Raw genomic sequence first — 21,347 nt, forward strand, 5'->3', positions numbered from 1 at the left:
GACTTTTGCTCCGTTAGAACATAACGGAGCAAATTTTTTTCTTAAACTGGACATTTTATGCTTCTTGATAATCCTCTTCTTAGCCAACTCAAACAACAAATCCGTGACAGCAAACCGCACGTTGAGGGCGTGGTAAAAGCCACTGATAAGGCTTTCGGTTTTTTAGAATGTGATAAAAAAAGTTATTTTATTCCGCCGCAAGCAATGAAAAAATTGATGCACGGCGACAAAATTAAAGCATTAATCGACACTGTCGGTGATAAAGAGCAGGCAGAGCCTGACAGTCTGATTGAACCGATGTTAACCCGTTTTATAGCCAGAGTTCGTTTTAACAAAGAGAATAAATTACAACTTTTGGTTGATCATCCCAATATTAAATTGGCGATTCCTGCCAATCAGCATAAAAAAGTGAAGGAAACACTGAACGCCGGAGATTGGGTTGTCGCTGAATTAAAAACGCACCCATTGCGTGATGATCGTTTTTTCTTTGCGCAAGTTACCCAATTTATCTGTCACGCTGATGACCCGAAAACCGCGTGGTGGGTAACGCTTGCCCGTCATCAACAACCTCGTACCGCAGTTGCCGGTTTAGCGGAATATCCTTTTGAGGAAACAGCGATCCGTCAAGATCTTACCGATCTGAATTTTGTCACCATTGACTCGGAAACCACCGAAGATATGGATGATGCATTAACCATCAAACCGATTCTTGAAAATCAGCAGCAAATTGGCTGGAAACTTAGTGTTGCCGTTGCTGATCCGACTGCCTATATTCCACTGAATTCACAAATTGAAGCTGATGCGAAACAACGCTGTTTTACTAACTATCTTCCCGGCTTCAACATTCCAATGTTGCCGCGCGAATTATCGGACGATCTCTGTTCATTGATGGAAAATGAAAAGCGTCCGGCATTGGTATGTGAGATTGAAACTGATATGCAAGGTGCTGTGATTGCCGAGCCAATTTTTACTTTGGCGTGGATTCGTTCCAAAGCAAAATTGGCATATGATGCGGTTTCCGATTATTTGGAAAATCGTGAAAACAGCTGGCAACCACAAAATGAAGTGGTTAAAACACAAATCGATTATTTGCATCAATTCAGTTTGGCTAGAATTGAATGGCGTACTAAAAATGCGATTATGTTTAAAGATCGTCCGGATTATAACTTCATTCTGGATGAGAACGGTGCTGTAGCGGAAATTCGTGCCGATCATCGCCGTATTGCCAACCGTATTGTTGAAGAGTGTATGATTATTGCCAACAGTTGCGCTGCTAAATTCTTAGCGCAACACCAAGCAGCAGCCATTTTCAATACGCATAGCGGTTTTGACAGCAAATTCTTAAGTGCCGCCAGTGCTTTTTTACTTAACCATCTGGCAACCGATGATAATAGCGATCAGCTTACGCCACGTTACGCACCCGAACAATTAGCAACGCTGTCGGGTTATTGTGATATGCAACACGATTTGGATCGTCTTGGCGCAGAATATCTGGAAGCAAGATTACGCCGCTATCTTACTTTTGCAGAATTTAAAGCAGAAGTCGCACCGCATTTCGGTTTAGGTTTAGCCGAATATGCAACTTGGACATCACCAATTCGTAAATATTGCGATATGGTCAATCACCGTGCGATAAAAGCGATTCTTCAGCAACAAACTCCGGCTAAAGTTGAAGACTCAGTATTGGCGCGCTTGCAGGAAGCACGTAAACAAAATCGGATGGTTGAACGTGATATCGCCGACTGGCTTTATTGCATTTATCTTGCCGACAAAGTAGCTGAAAAGACAATTTATCCGGCACAAATTATTGATATTATGCGTGGTGGTTTACGAGTACAGCTACTTGAAAACGGTGCGACGATCTTTGTTCCTATGTCATTAATTCACAACGAAAAAGAAGAAATTGAAGTTAATAGTGATGATATTGCACTTTATATTAAGGGCGAACGTCGCTATCAACTTACCGATAAACTCAATATTCAATTAACTGAAGTGAATTTAGACACCAGAAGTATTATCGGACAACCGGTCTAAGCAACTATAATCGACTATATAATCGACTAAAAGTATATGTACACAACGTGCATATACTTTATTCCTCAAACCGTTTCTGTTGAATTCTTACCATTTCCAGCATATCTTCCAATGCCATACTTAATAAGGCTCTATCGTGGCGATAACTGATATCATCGGCATTCAATTTGCGGCTTAAAATACAATATTGTCGGCGAAAATCACTTGGTAATGAAAGATCGGCATCAGTAATAATGCCATCAATCACTTTACTACCAATATAATTATGAATCCAATCAATGCGTTGTACTAAATTTAATTGTGCTGACGGACTAAGCTCCAAGCCGAGATTATCAATAAAAATTTTTACTGCCGTACTCTGTTGCAATGCTGTTTTAATTTCCGACAACAACAACGGCGGTATAATGCTGGTAAAGAAACTACCCGGCCCCAATAGAATAACTTCAGCACGATTAATCGCGGTTACCGCCTCCTCCGTTGCCGCCACATCAGGTTCAATACTTAACTGCAGCGGAATCGCATCCAGTTTATCTACATTGACTTCACCGACCACTTTTTCACCGTTTGCCAGCTGCGCCGCTAAATGCGCCGGCTGTTCCGACATTGGAATAATAAAAGGCTCAACGTGAAGCAGTTCACGGATCAAATTTACGGCATCTAACGGTCTTACCTTAATATTTTCCAATGCTTTTAACATTAAATTGCCTAAATTATGCCCGGCAAGCTCGCCTTCGCCCTCAAAACGGTATTCAAACAGTTCTGAAGCCGTGGTCGGCGTGGTGATAATCTGATTAAGACAATTACGCAAATCACCCCAAGCAATGCCGCCGAATTGCAATCGAATACGTCCTGTTGACCCACCGTTATCGGTAGTTGTTACAATTCCGGTCAAACGAGAACGCATAAAACTTAGAGCGGACATTACTCTTCCCAAGCCGTGTCCGCCGCCGATCGCAACAATATGTTTTGTTTGATTTAGATTTGGCGTAACAATTGATGAAAACGTCATAACAAAATCCTGTTAGAAATTAACAACCCATTTTTTCTTTATAATGACGGCGACAAACTGACAAATAATGATCATTACCACCAATTTGAATCTGATGTCCCTCTTTGATCACTTCGCCCTGCTCGTTTAAGCGTAATACAAAATTGGCTTTACGACCACAATAACAAATAGTTTTCAGTTCTTCCAGTTGATCCGCCCACGCTAACAAATAACGACTTCCCTCAAATAGCTCCGCCTGAAAATCAGTTCTTAAGCCGTAACATAACACTGGAATATTTAATTTATCAACCACTTCACTAAGCTGATAGACTTGAGCTTTAGTTAAAAACTGAGCCTCATCTACTAAAATACAATCGAGGTGTTGCTGTTGATTAACACTTTCAATTTCTACGAATAAATTCGTTTGGTGCTCAAATAGCTGTGCCTTCTCTTCAATTCCGATACGAGAAGTCACTTTACCAACACCATAACGATTATCGATCGCTGCGGTATAAACCAAGGTATTCATTCCCCGTTCACGATAATTATAAGAAGATTGCAATAAAGTAGTTGATTTTCCTGCATTCATTGAAGAGTAATAAAAATAGAGTTTTGCCATAACTAAAATCCATTATTTTTTTGCACATTAGTATAGCGTATTAAGCCTCAATAAACAGCTTTACCAATGGATTTGATAATTGATCCGCTTAGACTTTATCAACCGAACTCTCTATAATAATCACATTAAATTTTAAGCTAGAGGTAAATATGCAGTTTTCTAAAATGCACGGCTTAGGCAACGATTTTATGGTCGTTGATGGCATTACACAGAGCGTCTATTTTTCTGAAGATGTTATCCGTCGTTTAGCAGATCGAAATCGTGGGATTGGTTTTGATCAACTATTACTAGTAGAACCACCTTACGATCCGGAATTAGATTTCCATTATCGGATTTTCAATGCAGATGGCAGCGAAGTGGAGCAGTGCGGTAACGGTGCCAGATGCTTTGCCCGTTTTGTTCGTCTTAAAGGCTTAACCAATAAAAAAGAGATTAATGTCAGTACAGCAAAAGGTAAAATCATTTTAATAGTCAATGATGATGAAACAGTGCGTGTTAATATGGGTGAGCCAATTTGGGAGCCGGCAAAAGTGCCTTTTATTGCCAACAAATTTGAGAAGAACTACATTTTACGCACCGATATTCAAACTGTACTTTGTGGTGTCGTTTCAATGGGTAATCCACACTGTGTGTTGCAAGTTGAAGACGTGAAAACCGCCAATGTTGAGCAACTTGGACCTTTGCTTGAACATCACGAACGTTTTCCAGCTCGTGCCAATATCAGTTTTATGCAGGTGCTTAACCGTAAACAAATTAAATTACGCGTTTTTGAACGTGGTGCTGGCGAAACTCAGGCTTGCGGAACCGGTGCTTGTGCGGCGGTGGCGGTCGGTATTATGCAAGGGCTGCTCGACAATCAAGTCGAAGTCGAATTACCGGGAGGAAAACTTACTATTGAATGGCAAGGTGTTGGTTATCCACTCTATATGACTGGTGATGCAACTTTTGTTTACGACGGCAATATTCAGCTTTAAGGGGAAATTATGAGTGAAATCAATGCTGATTTTGAGCAACAAATTCACGATTATTTAAATGATCATTCCGACTTTTTCGCTCGTCATTTGTTATTATTGGATAAAATGCAAATTCCTCATCAACGTAAAGGGATGATTTCCTTAGTGGAAGCACAATTGGGGCGGCAACGTGAAAAAATCGCAACACTAGAGCAACAGCTCTATCAAATTGGCAATACCGTACAGCAGAATGAAGAGCTTTTTTTTAGTTTGTTGCCTTTGCAAAAATTACTATTACAAGCAGGTAATTTTACAAAAGCCAATCAAAATCTTAACCAATGGGCAAAAGCATTAGAATTAAAAAGTGCAAAAATTTTATTACTCAAAGATGTTTGGGAAGAACAAAATGAGATTAAAGCGCAATATTGGATCGATAGAAAAGCTTTTGAAATCATTCGATTAGAACGTTTCGGTTTGCAATCTTTTTATCTCGGAAAACTTACTAATCGAGAAAAATCATTGTTATTTTTACCTGAAGAACTGACTGTCGGTTCCGTTGCTCTCTGTTTATTAAAACAGAATCATCAACCTTATCATTCGGTATTAGTGTTTAGCTCACATAATGAAGATCACTTCTATCGTAGTCAAAAAACTGATTTTTTAGAAACCATTGTTGATTTAATTGAACCATTAATCGAACAATGGTTAACAAAGAAAGCATAGTTATGTTACAAGATTGGTTAGAAAAATATTGGGATTATCTGCGTATTGAACGTCAGCTAAGTGCGAAAACGTTGCAAAGTTACCAACAACAAATTGTTGCTTGTGTTGAATTATTAACTAATGAAGGCATTACTGATTGGCGACAAGTGGACGGGAGCGTGATTAGATTTATCCTGACACAAGGGAAAAAATCAGGTTTGCACGAACATAGTTTGGCGTTACGTCTTTCCAGTCTGCGCGGTTTCTTTCAATTTTTATTACGCAATCAACAAATTAAGGTCAACCCAACTGATGGAATTTCCGCCCCAAAGGCTGGCAAACGACTACCCAAAAGTATTGATGCAGAATCTATTTCTCAATTACTTGATATAAAAAGTAAAGATCCACTTTCACTGCGTGATAAAGCTATTATGGAATTGATGTACAGTTCTGGTTTACGTCTTTCCGAATTAAGAGGACTCAATTTGGAAGACATTAATTTTAAAGCGAGAGAATTAAAAGTTTTAGGTAAAGGTAACAAAGAGCGTATTTTGCCATTTGGGCGTTATGCCGCTGGTGCGTTACATCAATGGTTGGAGGTAAGATTACAATTCAATCCTCAAGATAATGCCTTGTTTATCAGCCATTTAGGGCATCGCCTCACCAGCTCTGCCATTCAACAACGCCTTGAACAATGGGGCATTAAACAAGGATTAAATGCCCATTTAAATCCGCATAAATTGCGCCACTCTTTCGCCACTCATATGTTGGAAGCCAGTTCGGATTTACGCGCCGTGCAAGAGTTGTTAGGACACGAAAACCTCTCCACCACCCAAATTTATACACACCTTAATTTTCAACACTTAGCGCAAGTTTATGATTCCGCACATCCTCGTGCAAAACGGAAAAAATAGGAATAGTTATGTTGCATTTTTACCGCCAATTACAACCAATTAGAGTGATAACTTTCGATTTAGATGACACTTTATACGATAACTATTTTGTGATCAGAGCAGCAGAACAAGCATTTCTTGATTGCCTGCAACAACTGGCATCAATTGATATCAATAATTGGCAAAATTATAAACAACAACTTTTTCAACAAGATCCAATTCGCTATGAAGATGTAATTGTATGGCGAGAAACCGCAGCAACACATCTACTTCAAGCTCAAGGCATAAAAGACGCTGATATTGAAAACATTATTCAACAAAGTATGCAATTGTTTATCGAATGGCGACATAAAATTAATGTTCCGACACAAAATCGTCAATTTTTAACAGAACTTGCCAAACATTACCCTCTCGTTGCCATTAGCAACGGCAATGTTTATCCACCTAAAATTGGCTTGGATCAATTTCAACTGATTTTACGTGGTGGTGAACACGGAAGAGCTAAACCCCATCCAGATCTTTTCCAACAAACAGCTCATCATTTTCAATGCTCGATGCAACAAATATTACACGTTGGCGATAACCTTGTTACCGATGTTCAAGGAGCAATTGAAAGCGGTTGCCAAGCGGTATGGATTAACAGCCAACAACAATCATTATTTGATTTTCCAGAAGCGACAACTCTGCCTACACTTTCTGTTAAAAATGTAACCGACCTTACATTTTTGTTTAAAACTTAACCTAAAATTGATATTGGTAAACTTTTTTTGAAATTTTATTAATTTTTTTAAAATTTCTGTTGCGATCTTTTACGCTTTCATTATGATTACCCCAGTTTAGTTATCTTTCCAACAATTTTTATGAGGTTTTTATGCTATATGCTGAATTTATTCTGTTGCTGTTCTTCCTCTATGTCGGCAGCCGTTTTGGTGGCGTCGGGCTAGGAGTCGTTTCCGGTATCGGTCTTTTAGTCGAAGTCTTTATTCTACGTATGCCGCCGTCTTCCCCGCCAATTGATGTAATGTTAATTATTATAGCTGTTGTAACCTGTGCTTCCGTGCTTGAAGCCGCCGGCGGTTTAAAATATATGTTACAGATTGCGGAACGTATTCTTCGCAGTAATCCTAAACGTGTAACTATTCTTGGTCCAATGGTTACCTATTTTATGACAGTGATTTTGGGAACGGGGCACGCTGTTTATACTATTATGCCGATTATAGGCGATATTGCCTTGAAAAACGGAATCCGTCCGGAACGTCCTATGGCAGCGGCATCCGTTTCTTCACAAATTGGAATTACCGCCAGCCCAATTTCCGCAGCAGTAGTTTACTATTTAGGGCAAATCTCAGAACTCCCAGGATTCTCTCACATTACATTATTAACCATCGTATCTATCACTATCCCAGCAACTTTTTGTGGAGTGTTGGCACTTTCACTTTATAGCTTACGCCGTGGTAAAGAGTTAAAAGATGATCCAGAATATCAACGTCGTTTGCAAGATCCAGAATGGAGAAAATTAATTCAAAGTACTACCAGTACCAGTTTAAATGAAACATTGCCGGCTTCAGCAAAAAATTCCGTATTGTTATTCCTTTTTGCCTTAGTTTGTATCGTAATCGTGGCAATGATTCCAGCAATCCGTACTATCGGAGAATCAAAAGCGATTTCAATGGGTGTCATCATTCAAATGATGATGCTAGCTTTCGCCGGTGTAATTCTGCTTCTAACTAAAACTGATCCTAAGAAAGTACCAAACGGCGTAGTGTTTAAATCAGGTATGGTAGCAGCAATTGCTATTTATGGTATCGCGTGGATGAGTGACACCTATTTCACTTATGCAATGCCTTCTTTCAAAGCCGGTATCACCGAAATGATTCAGGCTTATCCGTGGACATTCGCATTTGCACTCTTCGCTGTATCCGTTGTTATCAACAGCCAAGCTGCAACCGGAAGAATGTTATTACCGGTAGGTATCGCCATGGGATTGCCAGCTCCGTTATTGGTGGGTTTACTTCCTGCAACCTATGGTTACTTCTTTATCCCTAACTACCCATCAGACATCGCAACCGTCAATTTTGACGTATCCGGTACAACCAAAATCGGTAAATACTATTTCAACCACAGCTTTATGATGCCGGGTCTAATCGGTGTAGTTGTCGGATGTGTGGTTGGTATCAGTTTAGCCAATGTATTGATGTAATTCTTCTCTTCTACAAAAATAACAAGACCGCTCTAAGGCGGTCTTGTTTCGTCTAGCTGTTAAACAATTAAATTTTGTAAAATACAAAAATCATTAGAACACTTTCTTAAAAGGTTTTACGATCACATCACCGTAAACACCTGCCTCTACATAAGGATCTTGTGCCGCCCAATTTTGTGCTTCTGCCAAAGAAGAAAATTCAGCAATAACTGTTGAACCAGTAAATCCGGCTGTCCCCGGATTTTCATCATCAATTGCTGGGTTCGGGCCAGCAGTTAATAAACGTCCTTGTTGTTGCAATGCAGATAAACGAGCGAGATGTTTTTCACGCACTGCTAAACGTTGTTCTAAAGTGTCGGGTAAATCTTGGGCAAAAATCACATAGTACATAATTACTCCTTATCTTGATGTTGTTTAATCATTTGCAATGCCTGTTCCAATTCTACGTTATTTTCTTTCGGAATAGGATAAGGCTTGCCGTATTCATCTATTGCAACATAAGTGAATACAGCTTCAGTTACTAAATCACGCTTGGAAACAAAATCTCGAAATGCGTGTTTTACCCACACCTCCACTTCTATTTGCAACGAAGTATTACCAACTCGAGTACAGCGTCCGTAACAACATACAATATCACCAACCGACACCGGCTTATGAAATGTAATGTTATTAACGTGTACAGTAACCACACGCCGATGTGCAATTTCATTAGCTAAAATCGCACCACCAATATCCATTTGCGACATAATCCAACCGCCGAAAATATCACCGTTGGCGTTGGTGTCAGAAGGCATTGCCAATGTTCTTAACAACAAAGTGCCACTTGGCACACGCTCTGTCGTACTCATTTTTCATCCCTATTTTTTTGTTGTGCAAGATGCGGATAAATATAAACACCGGTTAATAGTGATGCTGCCAAAGTCAAACCAAAAAAGCCGAAAGATTTAAAATCCACCCAGATATCATCTGATAAAAACAGACTGACATAAATATTAATCAACATACATATAATAAAGAAAACTCCCCATCCTAAATTGAGGTTTTCCCATACTTTCTGTGGCAGTTCAATTTCCTTGCCTAGCATACTTTTTATCAATAATTTCTTAAAGCCAAACTGGCTAATTAATAAAATCAAAGCAAATAATGCATAAACAATAGTGACTTTCCATTTCAAAAATTCAAGATCATTAAAATAGGCTGTCAAACTACCGAAAAAGATGATAGCTATTGCCATAATCCATTGTGATTTCTCAATTTTGCCGTATTTGATTTTCAAAATCGCAAATTGAATCATTGTGGCGATAATTAAGGTAATTGCCGCCTCACGCACGCCAAAAAATTTATAAACGGCAAAAAAGAGAATAAGTGGAATAAATTCTAATAGTTGTTTCATAATGATACTTTTTTCATAAACACACGATAAAAACGATAAGCAAAAATAAGCGAAAACAGATTAATAAAAGCAGTGAGAATGGTTGAAACCACCACTAAATTTTTGCCTAACAATAAAATTAATTGATTGCTAACCATCATAGGTAGCACATAAACCAAAAAAAGATAACCTAGAATAGCTTTCCATTGACGACGTTGATTAATTAATTGATACAATTTACCTAAGCCCTGCTTTTCCGGTTCCAATAAATAGGCAAACGGCAACAGTGCTACTTTAGTTAAAAAATAACCACTGATAACAAATGAAACAATAGCACTGATCACTAATGTAGTTACATCATTTGAAATGGTTAAAGCACTCAACCCCATAAACATTGGGAAAAAAGCCAGCAACAAAATAATATTATAGCCGGCAAAACCAAATACTTTTTTTAACGCTTCCCCCAAATAAAGGAACATATCGTTGATACGATTCGTTAAAATTTGATCGACTGTCAAAATAAACCAAACCGTAAACAACAACGTTAAAAACAAATTGATGAATGCGGCAAAAACAAGTGGTGACGGAATTAATGTCGGAGTAGACAATAATTTTTCTAAACCACCGTATGAATTCACTATAAGTTGAAACACCAATGAGTTTAAGGCAAATAAAACGATAAAAGTGATCACAATCGGATAGCGATTGCGAACAAAATAACCACTTTCTTGGAAAATACGAAAAAAGTTGATAGGCATTGTTTCCTCTGTCTATTACATAAGTCAAAACAGCAAGAGTATAGCAACTTCAAGTAAGAAATTCAGCATAAGTATGCTAAACTTCGTGTCTTTAATATTTTAATGTGTGATAGCTGACTTATGATTAAAAAATATTGGCAATTTTTTTGTATCATTTTCCTTGTTAACCTATTTTCTAGTGCTTATGCAGGTCTATTTGATAAAAAAGCGGAATTTCTTACTGTCGAACAAGCATTTCCATTTTCAGTACAGGCACAAGCACAACAAATCATCCTACATTGGGAGATTCAACCCAATTATTATCTCTATAAACATACAATTCAGGTTAAAGGTGAAAATATTGCATTTACACAGCAAATTGAACCAATTGTAGAAAAAAGTCATCAAGATCCCTATTTCGGTAATACACAAGTCTATGAACAGGGCTTAGAAATCAAATTGTTACCAAAACAAGGTATTTTCCACGCAGAAGGCAGTTTAGAAGTGAGCTATCAAGGGTGTACCGCAGGTTTATGTTATCCACCACAAACACGACAAATACAGCTTACAGAGCTATTAAACCACGATACATTAAACACAAATACGACAAATAATCAGGAAACATCTCTCACTCAACAGTTATTCCAAAGCAAATATGCTGCATTTTGGTTTTTTCTACTCGGTATAGGTTTAGCCTTCACCCCTTGTGTATTGCCTATGCTGCCTTTACTATCAGCATTGGTAATTGGGCAAAAACAACGTGCTAATACAGCTAAAGCACTATTACTCAGTTTTGTATATGTTCAAGGAATGGCGTTCACTTATGCATTATTAGGATTAGCTGTCGCTGCTGTCGGGCTTTCCTTACAAGCGTGGTTGCAAAGCCCTTATGTATTGGCTTTCTTTGCGCTTTTATTTATTCTACTTGCCTGCTCTATGTTCGGTTTATTTAATTTACAAATCCCCTCTAGCTGGCAAACTAAATTGAATGCATTAAGTCAAAAACAATCTGCTGGTATTTATGGTGGCGTATTTATAATGGGTGCTATTGCTGGTTTAATTGCTTCACCCTGCACATCTGCGCCGCTTTCAGCAGCGCTGCTTTATGTCACACAGTCCGGTGATCTACTGACCGGTGCATTAACACTCTATTTATTAGCCTTAGGAATGGGCGTACCATTAATTGCAATTACCATCTTCGGCAATAAAATTCTACCTAAGTCCGGCGCTTGGCTAGAAAATGTGAAAGTTGCCTTCGGTTTTGTACTGCTAGCATTGCCGATTATTCTGCTTTCCCGTATTTTACCGACTTATTGGGAACAGATTTTGTGGTCATTATTGGGTATCTCTTCTTTTAGTTGGTTTATTACTATCGTTGGTAAAAAACATCGTTTTTGGCAGCTTTTTGCTCTTATCGGCATTGTTTTATCTACCACTCCGCTTTACTTCAGTTGGCAACAATATTGGCAAAATAGCAATGGTAGTAATAGCGATAAAACCTTTATCACTGTAACTTCACTTAATCAATTACAACAACAATTGCAACAAAATCCTCATCAAATCGCAATGGTTGATCTTTATGCTGACTGGTGTGTTGCTTGTAAAGAGTTTGAACATAAAACCTTTAATCAGCCACAAGTACAACAAAAGTTGTCTCAAATTTTATTAATTCGAGTCGATATGACAAAAAATAGTGTAGAAAATCAGATATTAAGTAAGAAATATAATGTGCTAGGCTTACCAACTATTCTCTTTTTTGATCAACAGGGAAATGAAATTGCCAATAGCCGTATTACCGGCTTTTTAGAAGCACAACCATTTTTAGACTGGCTGAAAAAAATTCAAGGAAAACAGTAATATTTTTTCCAAATTGTTCATAGTAAAAAACAGGATAGTAAATTTTCATATTAGAATATTAAGAATAAGTTCTCATCTACCGGAAAATTTATAGGAAAAGTAAGCTAAATGACTGCTGTAAATAGTTTAAACTTATTTTTGTATTAGAAAACTATTTAAAAGTACTGATTTTCTTATTTAAATTTTTACATACCTATTTCATCAATAGCCATTTCATAATAAACATAACTAAAATGAGTTATATCTATATTTCATTTATGTCTATAAAATCCCCGACATTTTTGTACAATATTTGAGTAACATTCAGATTTTTTGAAATATTTCGTTTTTGTATTAATCACATTTTTCGTAAGAAACGGATTTTTTACAAGAAACAAAAACAGTCAAAATTGTGCTGTTTTTCATTTGAAGAATAGCAATTAGGAATTTATGAGGCATTGCAATGAACAAAGTTTATAAAATTATTTTTGACCCGATTTTAGGCTTATTTAAAGTGGTTTCAGAATTAGCAAAAGGGAAAGGAAAAGCAAATAAAGGGAAGAAATTAACTACACTTGTAATCTTAACATCTTTATCTTCTGTTGCTGTAGCAGCTGATTATTACGCAGTAGGGGGGGGGGGAAAAAAGAGATAGAATTAATGGTGCAATTGTTATTGGTGCAGGAGATACAAAACCTGTTTCTGTTGCATATGTAGGTAAAGATGGCACAGATTCTGCTGGAAATAATGGTACTGTAATTGGGCGAACGGCTATAGGCTGGAGTACGGGAGATACCGCTTATGGGGCATTCAGCAATGCGAAAGGAAGTTCAGTTTTAAATTCCAGTTTTGGCTTGACTGACTCTTTTGACACTCTTTATAGCAGAGAGTCTGAGACTAAAGTATTCAATCTCGACACTAGTTCTAACAAACTAAGTTCTAATAAAGGCGGCGATAATGTTGCTTTAGGTTTTAAATCTTCTGCTTTTGGTTTGCAATCTGTTTCTCTAGGAATGAAGAGCATTGCCAGTGGCAAAAATGCATTATCCGTGGGAACAGGTTCTGTTGCCCGTGATAGCTACAGCGTTGCCATTGGTAGCGAATCAAAAGGAATGGGTGAAGCCTCTGTGGCAATGGGAACATTCTCCAATGCTTTAGGGAATTACCAACTAGATTTCACGAAATTTAATGATATTAATTCGGATGGGCATAGCACGATAACTCAGCCTGAACAAATTTATAGTGACAGCACACTTAAAGATAATTCATCAAAATATCAATTGATTACCTCAACGCTTAGAACGGGAGATAAAGGTTCAACCACAATGGAAAGTAAAATTACTGCCCAAAACACATCTTCTAATAAAGAAGACGCAGCATTGGGGGTAAAAACTATTGCATTGGGGGATCGTTCTGCTTCTATCGGGGTAAAAACCGTGGCTAACGGCACGGCTGCTTTGGCTGTAGGCACAGAATCTGTGGCAAGAACAGACTATACCATTGCTCAAGGTTATCAAGCTAAAGCTTGGGAAGAAGGGGCGATTGCAATTGGTAAAGAAGCCAAAGCGAATGCACGAAATGCCATTGTGTTAGGTAACAGTTCTTCAAATCAATCACAAAATGCCATTGTGTTAGGTAACAGTTCTTCAAATCAATCACAAAATGCAGTGGTAATTGGTAACAATATCACTTTAGCATCTGGCAATAACAGTTCAGTTGTTATCGGTCATCAATCCACCGTTGCAACCGGCGACAAAACGCGTGGCACAACTCCTTATACTTCAGAGACAATTGTCGAATTAGCCTTTGGTAGCTTTTCTGGTGGTAGTCCAACAAGCGTATTTAGCATTGGAGCAGCAGAGGGCAGAACGTTACAACATGTTGCCGCAGGTAAATTAAGTGCCGATTCAATGGATGCCGTTAATGGTTCACAACTTTATCGCACTAATCTTGCATTAGGTAATTTAGCCAAAACGCTTGTCGACAATTTAGGTGATAATGCGGCAGTTGTTACAACAAATGGCAATAAATTAGGCCAACTAACTTTTTCTAATATTGGAGGGACAGGGGAAAGCACTGTACATAACGCAATCCAGAAAATTGCAAATAGTACAGTAACTCTAGAAAGCGATAATGGTTTGACGAAAGCACAAAATCGTCAAACCAATTCTAGTTTTGGTATTAAGGGGGCTACTAATGGTGGAATCACCACCACTGTTTTTGGAAATGATGTGCTAATTTCCCTTGATCAAACAACCAAAGATACTTTAGCTAAAGTAGATCAAATGGAAACTAAGGTAACTCAGCTTTCATCAGGTAAAGCAGATACTGAGTTGAGTAATCTTACCAATGCGGGTAAAAGTGTTATTACAGGGTTAGTGGATGTAAAAAGCAGTTCAACAGCTTTAACGGTAAGTTCACAAACAGATCAGACAAGTCAAAAGAAAACCTTCAATCTCGCTTTAAATGAAGATGGTATAAAAGAGCTTGCTGGCACAAAAACACTAGCAAATGATATTAGTACAGCAAAAACAGAAGCTATTAAGGATGCAAAATCTTACACTGATGGAAAACTAGGCAACACATCATTAACAGCCGTCAATGGGAATAACAATACTGCACCAACTACCATCACTCAAGCTATTAGCCAGATTACAAATGCAGTAAATTCTGGTTGGGAAATTCAACAAGGCAGCACAAAGAAAGGGGATATTGGTGCAGGCAAAAAAGTAAACTTTGCTAATGGAGATCTAACTACAGCAAGTGTGGTAATGTCTGCTGATAATAATACAGCAACAGTAAAATTTAATGTACAAACCACAGACTTAGACAATGATAAAACCACAGGTGCTGTTTCCGTAACAGAAGAAAATAAAAATAAATTGGTGTCTGCGGGCGATATTGCTAAAGCCATTAACAAGGCTACCAGTAGCCTAAGTTCTTCTTTGGCATTCAGAGGGGATAATAATCCTACTGTGGGAGTCGATGTAGCAAATGATACTAATACTAAAGTTGATTTAAAAAAACAAGCTCTTAAAGTGTTAGGCACTAAAGGGCAAATTAAAACAAATGCAACATCTGATGGCCTAACAATCTCCTTAGATTCAACAATTACAGATACATTAACAAATCTTGAAAATTCACTTGGTAACACTAGCCTAACCACAACAATTAACGGGAATAACGCTGCACCTAGTTCAATCAGCGAAGCAGTTAATCAACTAACTACCGCAGTGAACGCAGGGTGGAAACTAAAAGAAAATGGTAATGAAAAAGGTGGTGTTGGAGCAACTGAGGCAGTAGATTTTGTTAATGGAAACAATACTACTGCTACAGTTACAGCTAAAACAGAAAGTAAATCTGCTACAGTAACTTTTAATGTAAATACTACTACATTAACAAATGAAACAAATTCAGGAAAAATTGTTACACCAACTAATGGTGAAGAAAATAAATTTGTTACTGCTGGAAATCTTGCATCAGTAGTAAATAATGCGGTTGATCCTAGTAAATTAGCGGCTAATGTAAAACTGAGTTATACCTCAACAAATAGCACATCAACAGCGACTCCAGCAAAACAAGTCTCTTTATCAGATGGACTGAATTTTAAATCGCTAAATAATAATTTAACTATTACAGCAAAAGATGATGGTGTAGTTGAATTTCAAGCAAAAGATTGGACAAGTGATATTACTACAGCGAAAGAGGCAGCAGTTACTGAAGCGAAAACTTATACTGATACGCAAATCTCTGGTTTAAGCTCAAGCTTGAAGTTTACTGGGGATACGAATGTTCCAGAAAATCTTAAAGATCCAAATGCACCAAGTGTTGATTTGAAAAACCAAGCACTTGCCGTGAATGGGACTTCAGGTTATGTTACTACAAAAGCAGAAGGAAAAACCTTAACCATTGATTTAGATAGCGGTTTAAAAGGGAAATTAAAAAATTTACCTGATAATGTTAAGAAAGGTTTACAAGATATCAATGACAAAATTGGTACAGCACCACCTACTACAGTAGATGCAAAAACTTCACCAACCTCATCTGATGGACTAAATGGAAAAAGCCTAACAGAACAAACTCATGCTTTACGAGATGGTTTAGCAGGTAATGTGGTTTATACAAACCAAAAGGGTGAGCGTTTAGTAAAAGGTTCTGATGGTGAATATTATCCAGCGGGAACACCAATGGGCGAGAATGGATTACCACAAGATACTAATGTTCAACCAGTGGATAAATCTACCATTGTGGCTACAACAGTAAACCCAGATGGCTCAACCAAAAATCCAATTCAAATGGGCAATGTGAAAAGTGGCTTAGGGTTGGATGAAACAGCGACACCGATTGCAGCTAAACAAGCGAAAGAAGCGATTGCAGGTGCGGATGGGCAATCTGGATTATTGGCAATGAAAGGGGCTAATAGCCTCAATAAAGTGGCAACCGTTGGTGATTTACAAGCTCTTGCTCAAGCAGGTATTGATTTCTTGGGTAATGGAGGAGATGCAATCCATAAAACTTTAGGTTCAACATTAAATATAGAGGGTAAGTCTAAAGTAACTTATAACGATGATAATAAAGCTCATTATAGTGCAGATAACTTGATTACCCATAGTGATGGTGACACATTACGCATTGAAATGTTGAAAACCCCAACTTTTGAGGGCGTGAAACTAGCAGCAAATGAAGGAACACCAATTAGCTTAACACCAAGCAAAGATGGTTCTTCTTTAACCTTGAGTAAACCAGGCGATGATGGTTCATCAACAATGCCTGTTGAATTGAAAGGCATTGCAGCGGGAACAACAGAGAATTCTGCGATTAATAAAGGCCAATTAGATGAACTGAAAAATCAATTAGGTTTATCGGATACACCAGAAGTATCTCCAACGGAAAGCCCAGCAGGAAAAGATGGCTTAGACGGCAAAACCTTAACCGAAAAAACCAATGCCTTGCGTGATGGTCTAGCGGGCAATGTGGTTTATACCGATCCAAATGGTAACCGCTTGGTTAAAGGTTCTGATGGCAAATATTATGTTGCTGAAGAAGTGGGTAATAAAGTACAAGGACCTGATGATAAATGGTATCCAGAGGGAACAACATTTAAAGATGGCAAGCCTATTGACAAAGAGGGTTCTCAAGTTGCCGCTTTGACTGATGCGGATACACCAAAAGAAGTGGCTAAAGATAGCATTGTTTCAACAGCAGTGAATCCAGATGGTAGCACAGAAAAGCCAATTCAAATGGGCAATGTGAAAAGTGGTTTAGGGTTGGATGAAACAGCGACACCGATTACAGCTAAAAAAGCGAAAGAAGCGATTGCAGGTGCGGATGGGCAATCTGGATTATTGGCAATGAAAGGGGCTAATAGCCTCAATAAAGTGGCAACCGTTGGTGATTTACAAGCCTTAGCTCAAGCAGGATTGGATTTTAATGGAAATAATACTGATGCGGTTGTTCACCGTCCACTTGGTACGAAATTAGAGATTGTTGGCGATAACTCAGCGACTGATTTTACAAGTGCGGTCGGAAATATCAATGTTTTTGGCGACCCAACGAATAACAAACTAGTGATTCAGTTAAGCAAGGTGCTGACGAATATCACGAGTATCGGCGGTGGCGTCAAAGATTCGGTAGCAGATAAAACATCGACAAATCCAGAAGCTCAAAAGGCACAATTAACCTTTAAGGATGATGATCTTGCATTAAATAATAAAACCTTATCTGGTGTGAAAAGTGCAATTAAACCTGCAACAGGAACAAAAGATAAAACAATGTTAGATCACCTTAAAGATGCAGCAAAAAATAAAGGCTCTAGTGTTGTGAATGTGGAAGATCTTGCTGAGGTTACCACTGCGTTAGAAACTAAATTAGAAACTGAATTGACTAATAAAGGCTTATCTTTTGGTGGCGACAGTGGTGATAAGGTTTCTCGCAAATTAGGTGAACAACTGGATGTGAAAGGCGGGGTAACTGATCCAGCGAAATTAACCGATGATAATATTGGTGTGGTTACTGCTCCTGGTAACAATGCGTTAATAGTGAAATTGGCGAAAAAGATTTCAAATATTTCTTCTATTACAACAGAAACGAAAGATGGGCAAAGTGCTACCTTTAATTCTGAAGGGATAAAAATTACAGGTTCTGATAATAAAAATGGACAAAGTGCGAGCTATGGTTTAGGCGGCACAACGCTTACGAATGGAGAAAATAAAGCGGAACTTAAGCCAGAATCTCTGACCTTTAGTGATGTGACAAATCCTAACGGGGCTAAGTCTTCACTGAGTAAAGATAGTTTGAGTTTTACTAAAAAAGATGGCTCAAACGGTATCAGTGTTAATGGTAAAGATGGCACTATTTCAAACTTGGCTGAGCGCACCCTAGTAGGGAAAGACGGTAATGGCCCATTGAGCAGTGATTATGGTACAGGCAATAACCGTAATAATGCAGCTACAGAAGGAGCATTAAAAGATCTTGCGGATAAATTGGGTGTAAGCACACCGAATACTTTACCAATTGATAGTACTACTGGCCCAAGCGGTGCTGATGGTTTAAATGGAAAATCTGTTTTGGATAAAATCCAAGCATTGCGTGATGGAGCTGCTGGAAACCTAGTTTATACTGATTCTGAGGGCAAGCGTTTAGTGAAAGGGAATGATGGCAAATATTATCCTGCTGGCACAGTGTTTGACCAAAATGGGCAACCTGTAGATAAACAAGGGCAACCTGTTGAAGCTGTTCCAACAGAAAATTTAATTGCCACTACGGTAAATCCTGATGGCTCAACCAAAAATCCAGTTCAAATGGGCAATGTGAAAAGTGGCTTAGGGTTGGATAAAACAGCGACACCGATTGCTGCTGATGCAGCGAAAAAAGCCATTATAGGAGAGGATGGTAAGTCTGGCTTACTGACGCAATCTGGTGCATCATTAAACAAAGTGGCAACGGTTGGTGATTTACAAGCACTTGCTCAAGCTGGATTGGACTTTGTGGGTAACAATGAAGAAAATGTTCATCGTCCATTAGGTACGCAACTGAAAGTGGTAGGTGATGGCGTTGATGCCGCTAAAGCAAAAGACTTTAAAAGTGCAACAGGCAATATTAATGTGGAAAGTAATGCCAAAGAGAATAGCTTAACAGTGCAGTTATCTAAAGATCTGAAAAACCTAACATCATCTGAATTTAAAGACGCAAAGGGAAATACAACCACTGTAAATGGGGAGGGAATCACTATTACACCTCCAGCAAAAAGTGTTGTTTCACTGACTAGTGAGGGTTTAAATAACGGAGGCAATAAAATCACTAACTTGGCGAAAGGTGTGGGTGATAGTGATGCTGTGACTATTGAACAGTTAAGAGAACTTACTAAAGCTGTAACGGGAAGTAGTGATATTAATATCGAGAATAAAAAGGTTAATAAAAATAATAAAGGATTAGATGATGGTACCATCTTTGAAGGTGAACCGAATGGTAAGGATGTTTTTGTAGAAGGTGGTAAACCTGTACTTAAAACCTATAATGTTTCTGAACAGAAAGAGTATTTAACCAACTCGGTATATACTGCAATTAGCAATATGAACGAGCAAGGGATTAAGTTCTTCCATACCAATGATGGCAAAACACAACAGACGAATCAAGCGAGCAATACAGAAGACTCCAGTGCAAGTGGTGCGTATTCGACAGCTATCGGCTATCAATCAAGTGCTGAAGGAGAAAATTCTTTGGCAATAGGTAGTGGTTCTGTAGTTAAAGGGAAAAACAGTATTGTTATTGGTTCTGAAGGCAGTGTTCACGGTAGTGATAGCATTAGTGTCGGAACAGGGAATGAGGTTTTCGGGAATAACTCGGGTGCTTTCGGTGACCCAAGTATCATTAATGCAAAAAGCAGTTACTTAGTTGGTAATAACAGTACGCTGGGCGCAGGAGATGATTTGACAAAATTAGTTGAAGAACGGAAAGCATTAACTCGCCCTACTCGTCCAAGAAAATTGGAAGCGAAAGGTGCAACGGAATCTGATCAAGATTATCAAAACAGAGTTAATGCTTATTTAGAAAAAATGGCGGAATATAACACCGCACTTGCGGATTATATGGAAAAACGCGAAGCAATTAATGAGAAAATCACCGCATTAAGTGAGAAAACCCAAGGTGTTATGGCAATGGGGAATGATATAACTGTTACACAAGGATCAAACGGAGCCTTAGTAATGGGAAGCAACAGTTATGTGAATGTGGTCAATAGTGGGCTTGATACGAACATACAAGGTATTGCCATTGGTAATAACACGCGTGTTGATACGAATGCAAGTAGTGTTGCATTGGGTAGTGGTGCCCACGCTTTACAATCTTTAGAAGCGTTACAAGCTGCCACTGTGTATGCACACGAGCAAGCTGTAGGTAAAGGCAGTGAGGTTATTGGTGAGGTATCTTTCGGTAAAGAGGGAGAATACCGCCGTTTAACTAACGTAGCTGCTGGAGCTGCCGATACTGATGCGGTGAATGTAAGTCAGTTGAAAGGTGTTGCATCAAATATCAATCAACAACTGAATAATCTTTCTCAAAACATCAGTGGCGTTGCGGCTTCTTCCGCTGCAATGGCGAATTTACCTCAAGCCTATCTTCCAGGTAAGAGTATGGTGGCTGTTTCAACAGGTTATCACAAAGGGCAATCTGCTATTGCCTTAGGGGTATCTCGTGTTGCAGATAATGGTAAATTAATCATTAAAGCCAGTGCTAGCCATAATACGCAAAACGACTTTACTGGTGGAATTGGCGTTGGGTATCAGTGGTAAGATAATCTGCCCTCTTAGTTTAAGAGGGCGATACTTGAGATTCGCTGAGATTTAATATTCAATAATATTCAAGTTGCAAATAAGGTCTAGATGAAAATCTAGACCTTTAAGTTATTTATAATTCTCTATTTTGAACTTTCTCTTTTTGAAAATTATTTTCAATAACTGAATTCTAAACCTCTTCTCTAAAATCTAGAAAACGTTTAATACCTTTTCCTTTTAGA

At 38.4% G+C, this 21,347-nt stretch carries 15 protein-coding genes; 9 read left to right on the plus strand and 6 right to left on the minus strand.

Going from position 1 to position 21,347, the window contains the following annotated elements; genetic code table 11:
• Positions 1–57 precede the first annotated feature (57 nt).
• Entirely contained in the window at positions 58–2,034 is a 1,977-nt protein-coding gene (locus JP36_RS02520) for an exoribonuclease II (RefSeq protein WP_039171622.1), read from the plus strand.
• Between the two features lie 58 nt (positions 2,035–2,092).
• On the opposite strand, the gene JP36_RS02525 is transcribed toward JP36_RS02520, so the two are convergent.
• Together JP36_RS02525 and JP36_RS02530 are read right to left on the minus strand one after the other, a co-directional pair.
• The gene (locus JP36_RS02525) at positions 2,093–3,043 is read right to left on the minus strand and encodes a gluconeogenesis factor YvcK family protein (RefSeq protein ID WP_039171626.1); all 951 of its coding nucleotides are present in this window, start codon (positions 3,041–3,043) and stop codon (positions 2,093–2,095) included.
• Positions 3,044–3,062: 19 nt separating this feature from the next.
• Positions 3,063–3,641, minus strand: coding sequence for a thymidine kinase (locus JP36_RS02530; RefSeq protein ID WP_039171630.1), 579 nt, complete (start codon positions 3,639–3,641; stop codon positions 3,063–3,065).
• Positions 3,642–3,790: 149 nt separating this feature from the next.
• On the opposite strand from JP36_RS02530, the gene dapF reads away from it, so the two are divergent.
• The 5 genes from dapF (at position 3,791) to JP36_RS02555 (ending at position 8,389) form a co-directional block, all read left to right on the plus strand.
• A complete protein-coding gene (gene dapF, locus JP36_RS02535) occupies positions 3,791–4,615 on the plus strand; it encodes a diaminopimelate epimerase (RefSeq protein WP_039171633.1) in 825 nt (274 codons plus the stop codon).
• Positions 4,616–4,624: 9 nt separating this feature from the next.
• Entirely contained in the window at positions 4,625–5,317 is a 693-nt protein-coding gene (locus JP36_RS02540) for a DUF484 family protein (RefSeq protein ID WP_039171636.1), read from the plus strand.
• Positions 5,318–5,319: 2 nt separating this feature from the next.
• A complete protein-coding gene (xerC, locus tag JP36_RS02545) occupies positions 5,320–6,210 on the plus strand; it encodes a tyrosine recombinase XerC (RefSeq protein WP_039136111.1) in 891 nt (296 codons plus the stop codon).
• Between the two features lie 11 nt (positions 6,211–6,221).
• The gene (locus JP36_RS02550; RefSeq protein ID WP_039171693.1) at positions 6,222–6,929 is read left to right on the plus strand and encodes an HAD-IA family hydrolase; all 708 of its coding nucleotides are present in this window, start codon (positions 6,222–6,224) and stop codon (positions 6,927–6,929) included.
• A 131-nt stretch (positions 6,930–7,060) separates the two neighbouring features.
• Positions 7,061–8,389, plus strand: coding sequence for an anaerobic C4-dicarboxylate transporter (locus tag JP36_RS02555; protein ID WP_039136112.1), 1,329 nt, complete (start codon positions 7,061–7,063; stop codon positions 8,387–8,389).
• A 93-nt stretch (positions 8,390–8,482) separates the two neighbouring features.
• On the opposite strand, the gene JP36_RS02560 is transcribed toward JP36_RS02555, so the two are convergent.
• Genes JP36_RS02560 through JP36_RS02575 form a run of 4 tightly spaced genes read right to left on the minus strand, consistent with a single transcriptional unit; the run spans position 8,483 to position 10,519 of the window.
• A complete protein-coding gene (locus tag JP36_RS02560; RefSeq protein ID WP_039089940.1) occupies positions 8,483–8,779 on the minus strand; it encodes a YciI family protein in 297 nt (98 codons plus the stop codon).
• Between the two features lie 2 nt (positions 8,780–8,781).
• Positions 8,782–9,237 carry an acyl-CoA thioester hydrolase YciA gene (gene yciA / locus JP36_RS02565; protein ID WP_039137079.1) on the minus strand — a complete coding sequence of 152 codons (456 nt, stop codon included), beginning with the start codon at positions 9,235–9,237 and terminating at the stop codon, positions 8,782–8,784.
• Complete coding sequence (locus JP36_RS02570; RefSeq protein ID WP_039137081.1) at positions 9,234–9,782, minus strand: septation protein A; 549 nt, start codon at positions 9,780–9,782, stop codon at positions 9,234–9,236. Before JP36_RS02570 ends, yciA begins: the two co-directional genes overlap by 4 nt.
• Positions 9,779–10,519 carry a hypothetical protein gene (locus JP36_RS02575; RefSeq protein ID WP_039171638.1) on the minus strand — a complete coding sequence of 247 codons (741 nt, stop codon included), beginning with the start codon at positions 10,517–10,519 and terminating at the stop codon, positions 9,779–9,781. Before JP36_RS02575 ends, JP36_RS02570 begins: the two co-directional genes overlap by 4 nt.
• 120 nt (positions 10,520–10,639) lie before the next feature.
• Here JP36_RS02575 and JP36_RS02580 point away from each other — a divergent pair, with 120 nt between their 5' ends.
• From JP36_RS02580 to JP36_RS02590, 3 genes are all read left to right on the plus strand, one after another.
• Complete coding sequence (locus tag JP36_RS02580) at positions 10,640–12,355, plus strand: protein-disulfide reductase DsbD (RefSeq protein WP_039145442.1); 1,716 nt, start codon at positions 10,640–10,642, stop codon at positions 12,353–12,355.
• A gap of 442 nt (positions 12,356–12,797) precedes the next feature.
• Positions 12,798–12,989: an ESPR-type extended signal peptide-containing protein gene (locus tag JP36_RS02585; RefSeq protein ID WP_039171641.1), complete on the plus strand. Its 192-nt coding sequence runs from the start codon at positions 12,798–12,800 to the stop codon at positions 12,987–12,989.
• A 199-nt stretch (positions 12,990–13,188) separates the two neighbouring features.
• A complete protein-coding gene (locus JP36_RS02590) occupies positions 13,189–21,123 on the plus strand; it encodes a YadA-like family protein (RefSeq protein ID WP_039171644.1) in 7,935 nt (2,644 codons plus the stop codon).
• Positions 21,124–21,347 lie beyond the last annotated feature (224 nt).

The sequence above is a fragment of the Gallibacterium genomosp. 1 genome, from assembly GCF_000771875.1.
Classification (GTDB): domain Bacteria; phylum Pseudomonadota; class Gammaproteobacteria; order Enterobacterales; family Pasteurellaceae; genus Gallibacterium.

Coding starts and splice junctions, on each gene's coding strand:
- yciA (WP_039137079.1), bottom strand. CDS start 9,237: ATGAGTACGACAGAGCGTGTGCCAAGTGGCACTTTGTTGTTAAGAACA.
- JP36_RS02560 (WP_039089940.1), bottom strand. CDS start 8,779: ATGTACTATGTGATTTTTGCCCAAGATTTACCCGACACTTTAGAACAA.
- JP36_RS02575 (WP_039171638.1), bottom strand. CDS start 10,519: ATGCCTATCAACTTTTTTCGTATTTTCCAAGAAAGTGGTTATTTTGTT.
- xerC (WP_039136111.1), top strand. CDS start 5,320: ATGTTACAAGATTGGTTAGAAAAATATTGGGATTATCTGCGTATTGAA.
- JP36_RS02555 (WP_039136112.1), top strand. CDS start 7,061: ATGCTATATGCTGAATTTATTCTGTTGCTGTTCTTCCTCTATGTCGGC.
- JP36_RS02530 (WP_039171630.1), bottom strand. CDS start 3,641: ATGGCAAAACTCTATTTTTATTACTCTTCAATGAATGCAGGAAAATCA.
- JP36_RS02540 (WP_039171636.1), top strand. CDS start 4,625: ATGAGTGAAATCAATGCTGATTTTGAGCAACAAATTCACGATTATTTA.
- JP36_RS02520 (WP_039171622.1), top strand. CDS start 58: ATGCTTCTTGATAATCCTCTTCTTAGCCAACTCAAACAACAAATCCGT.
- JP36_RS02580 (WP_039145442.1), top strand. CDS start 10,640: ATGATTAAAAAATATTGGCAATTTTTTTGTATCATTTTCCTTGTTAAC.
- JP36_RS02570 (WP_039137081.1), bottom strand. CDS start 9,782: ATGAAACAACTATTAGAATTTATTCCACTTATTCTCTTTTTTGCCGTT.
- dapF (WP_039171633.1), top strand. CDS start 3,791: ATGCAGTTTTCTAAAATGCACGGCTTAGGCAACGATTTTATGGTCGTT.
- JP36_RS02585 (WP_039171641.1), top strand. CDS start 12,798: ATGAACAAAGTTTATAAAATTATTTTTGACCCGATTTTAGGCTTATTT.
- JP36_RS02525 (WP_039171626.1), bottom strand. CDS start 3,043: ATGACGTTTTCATCAATTGTTACGCCAAATCTAAATCAAACAAAACAT.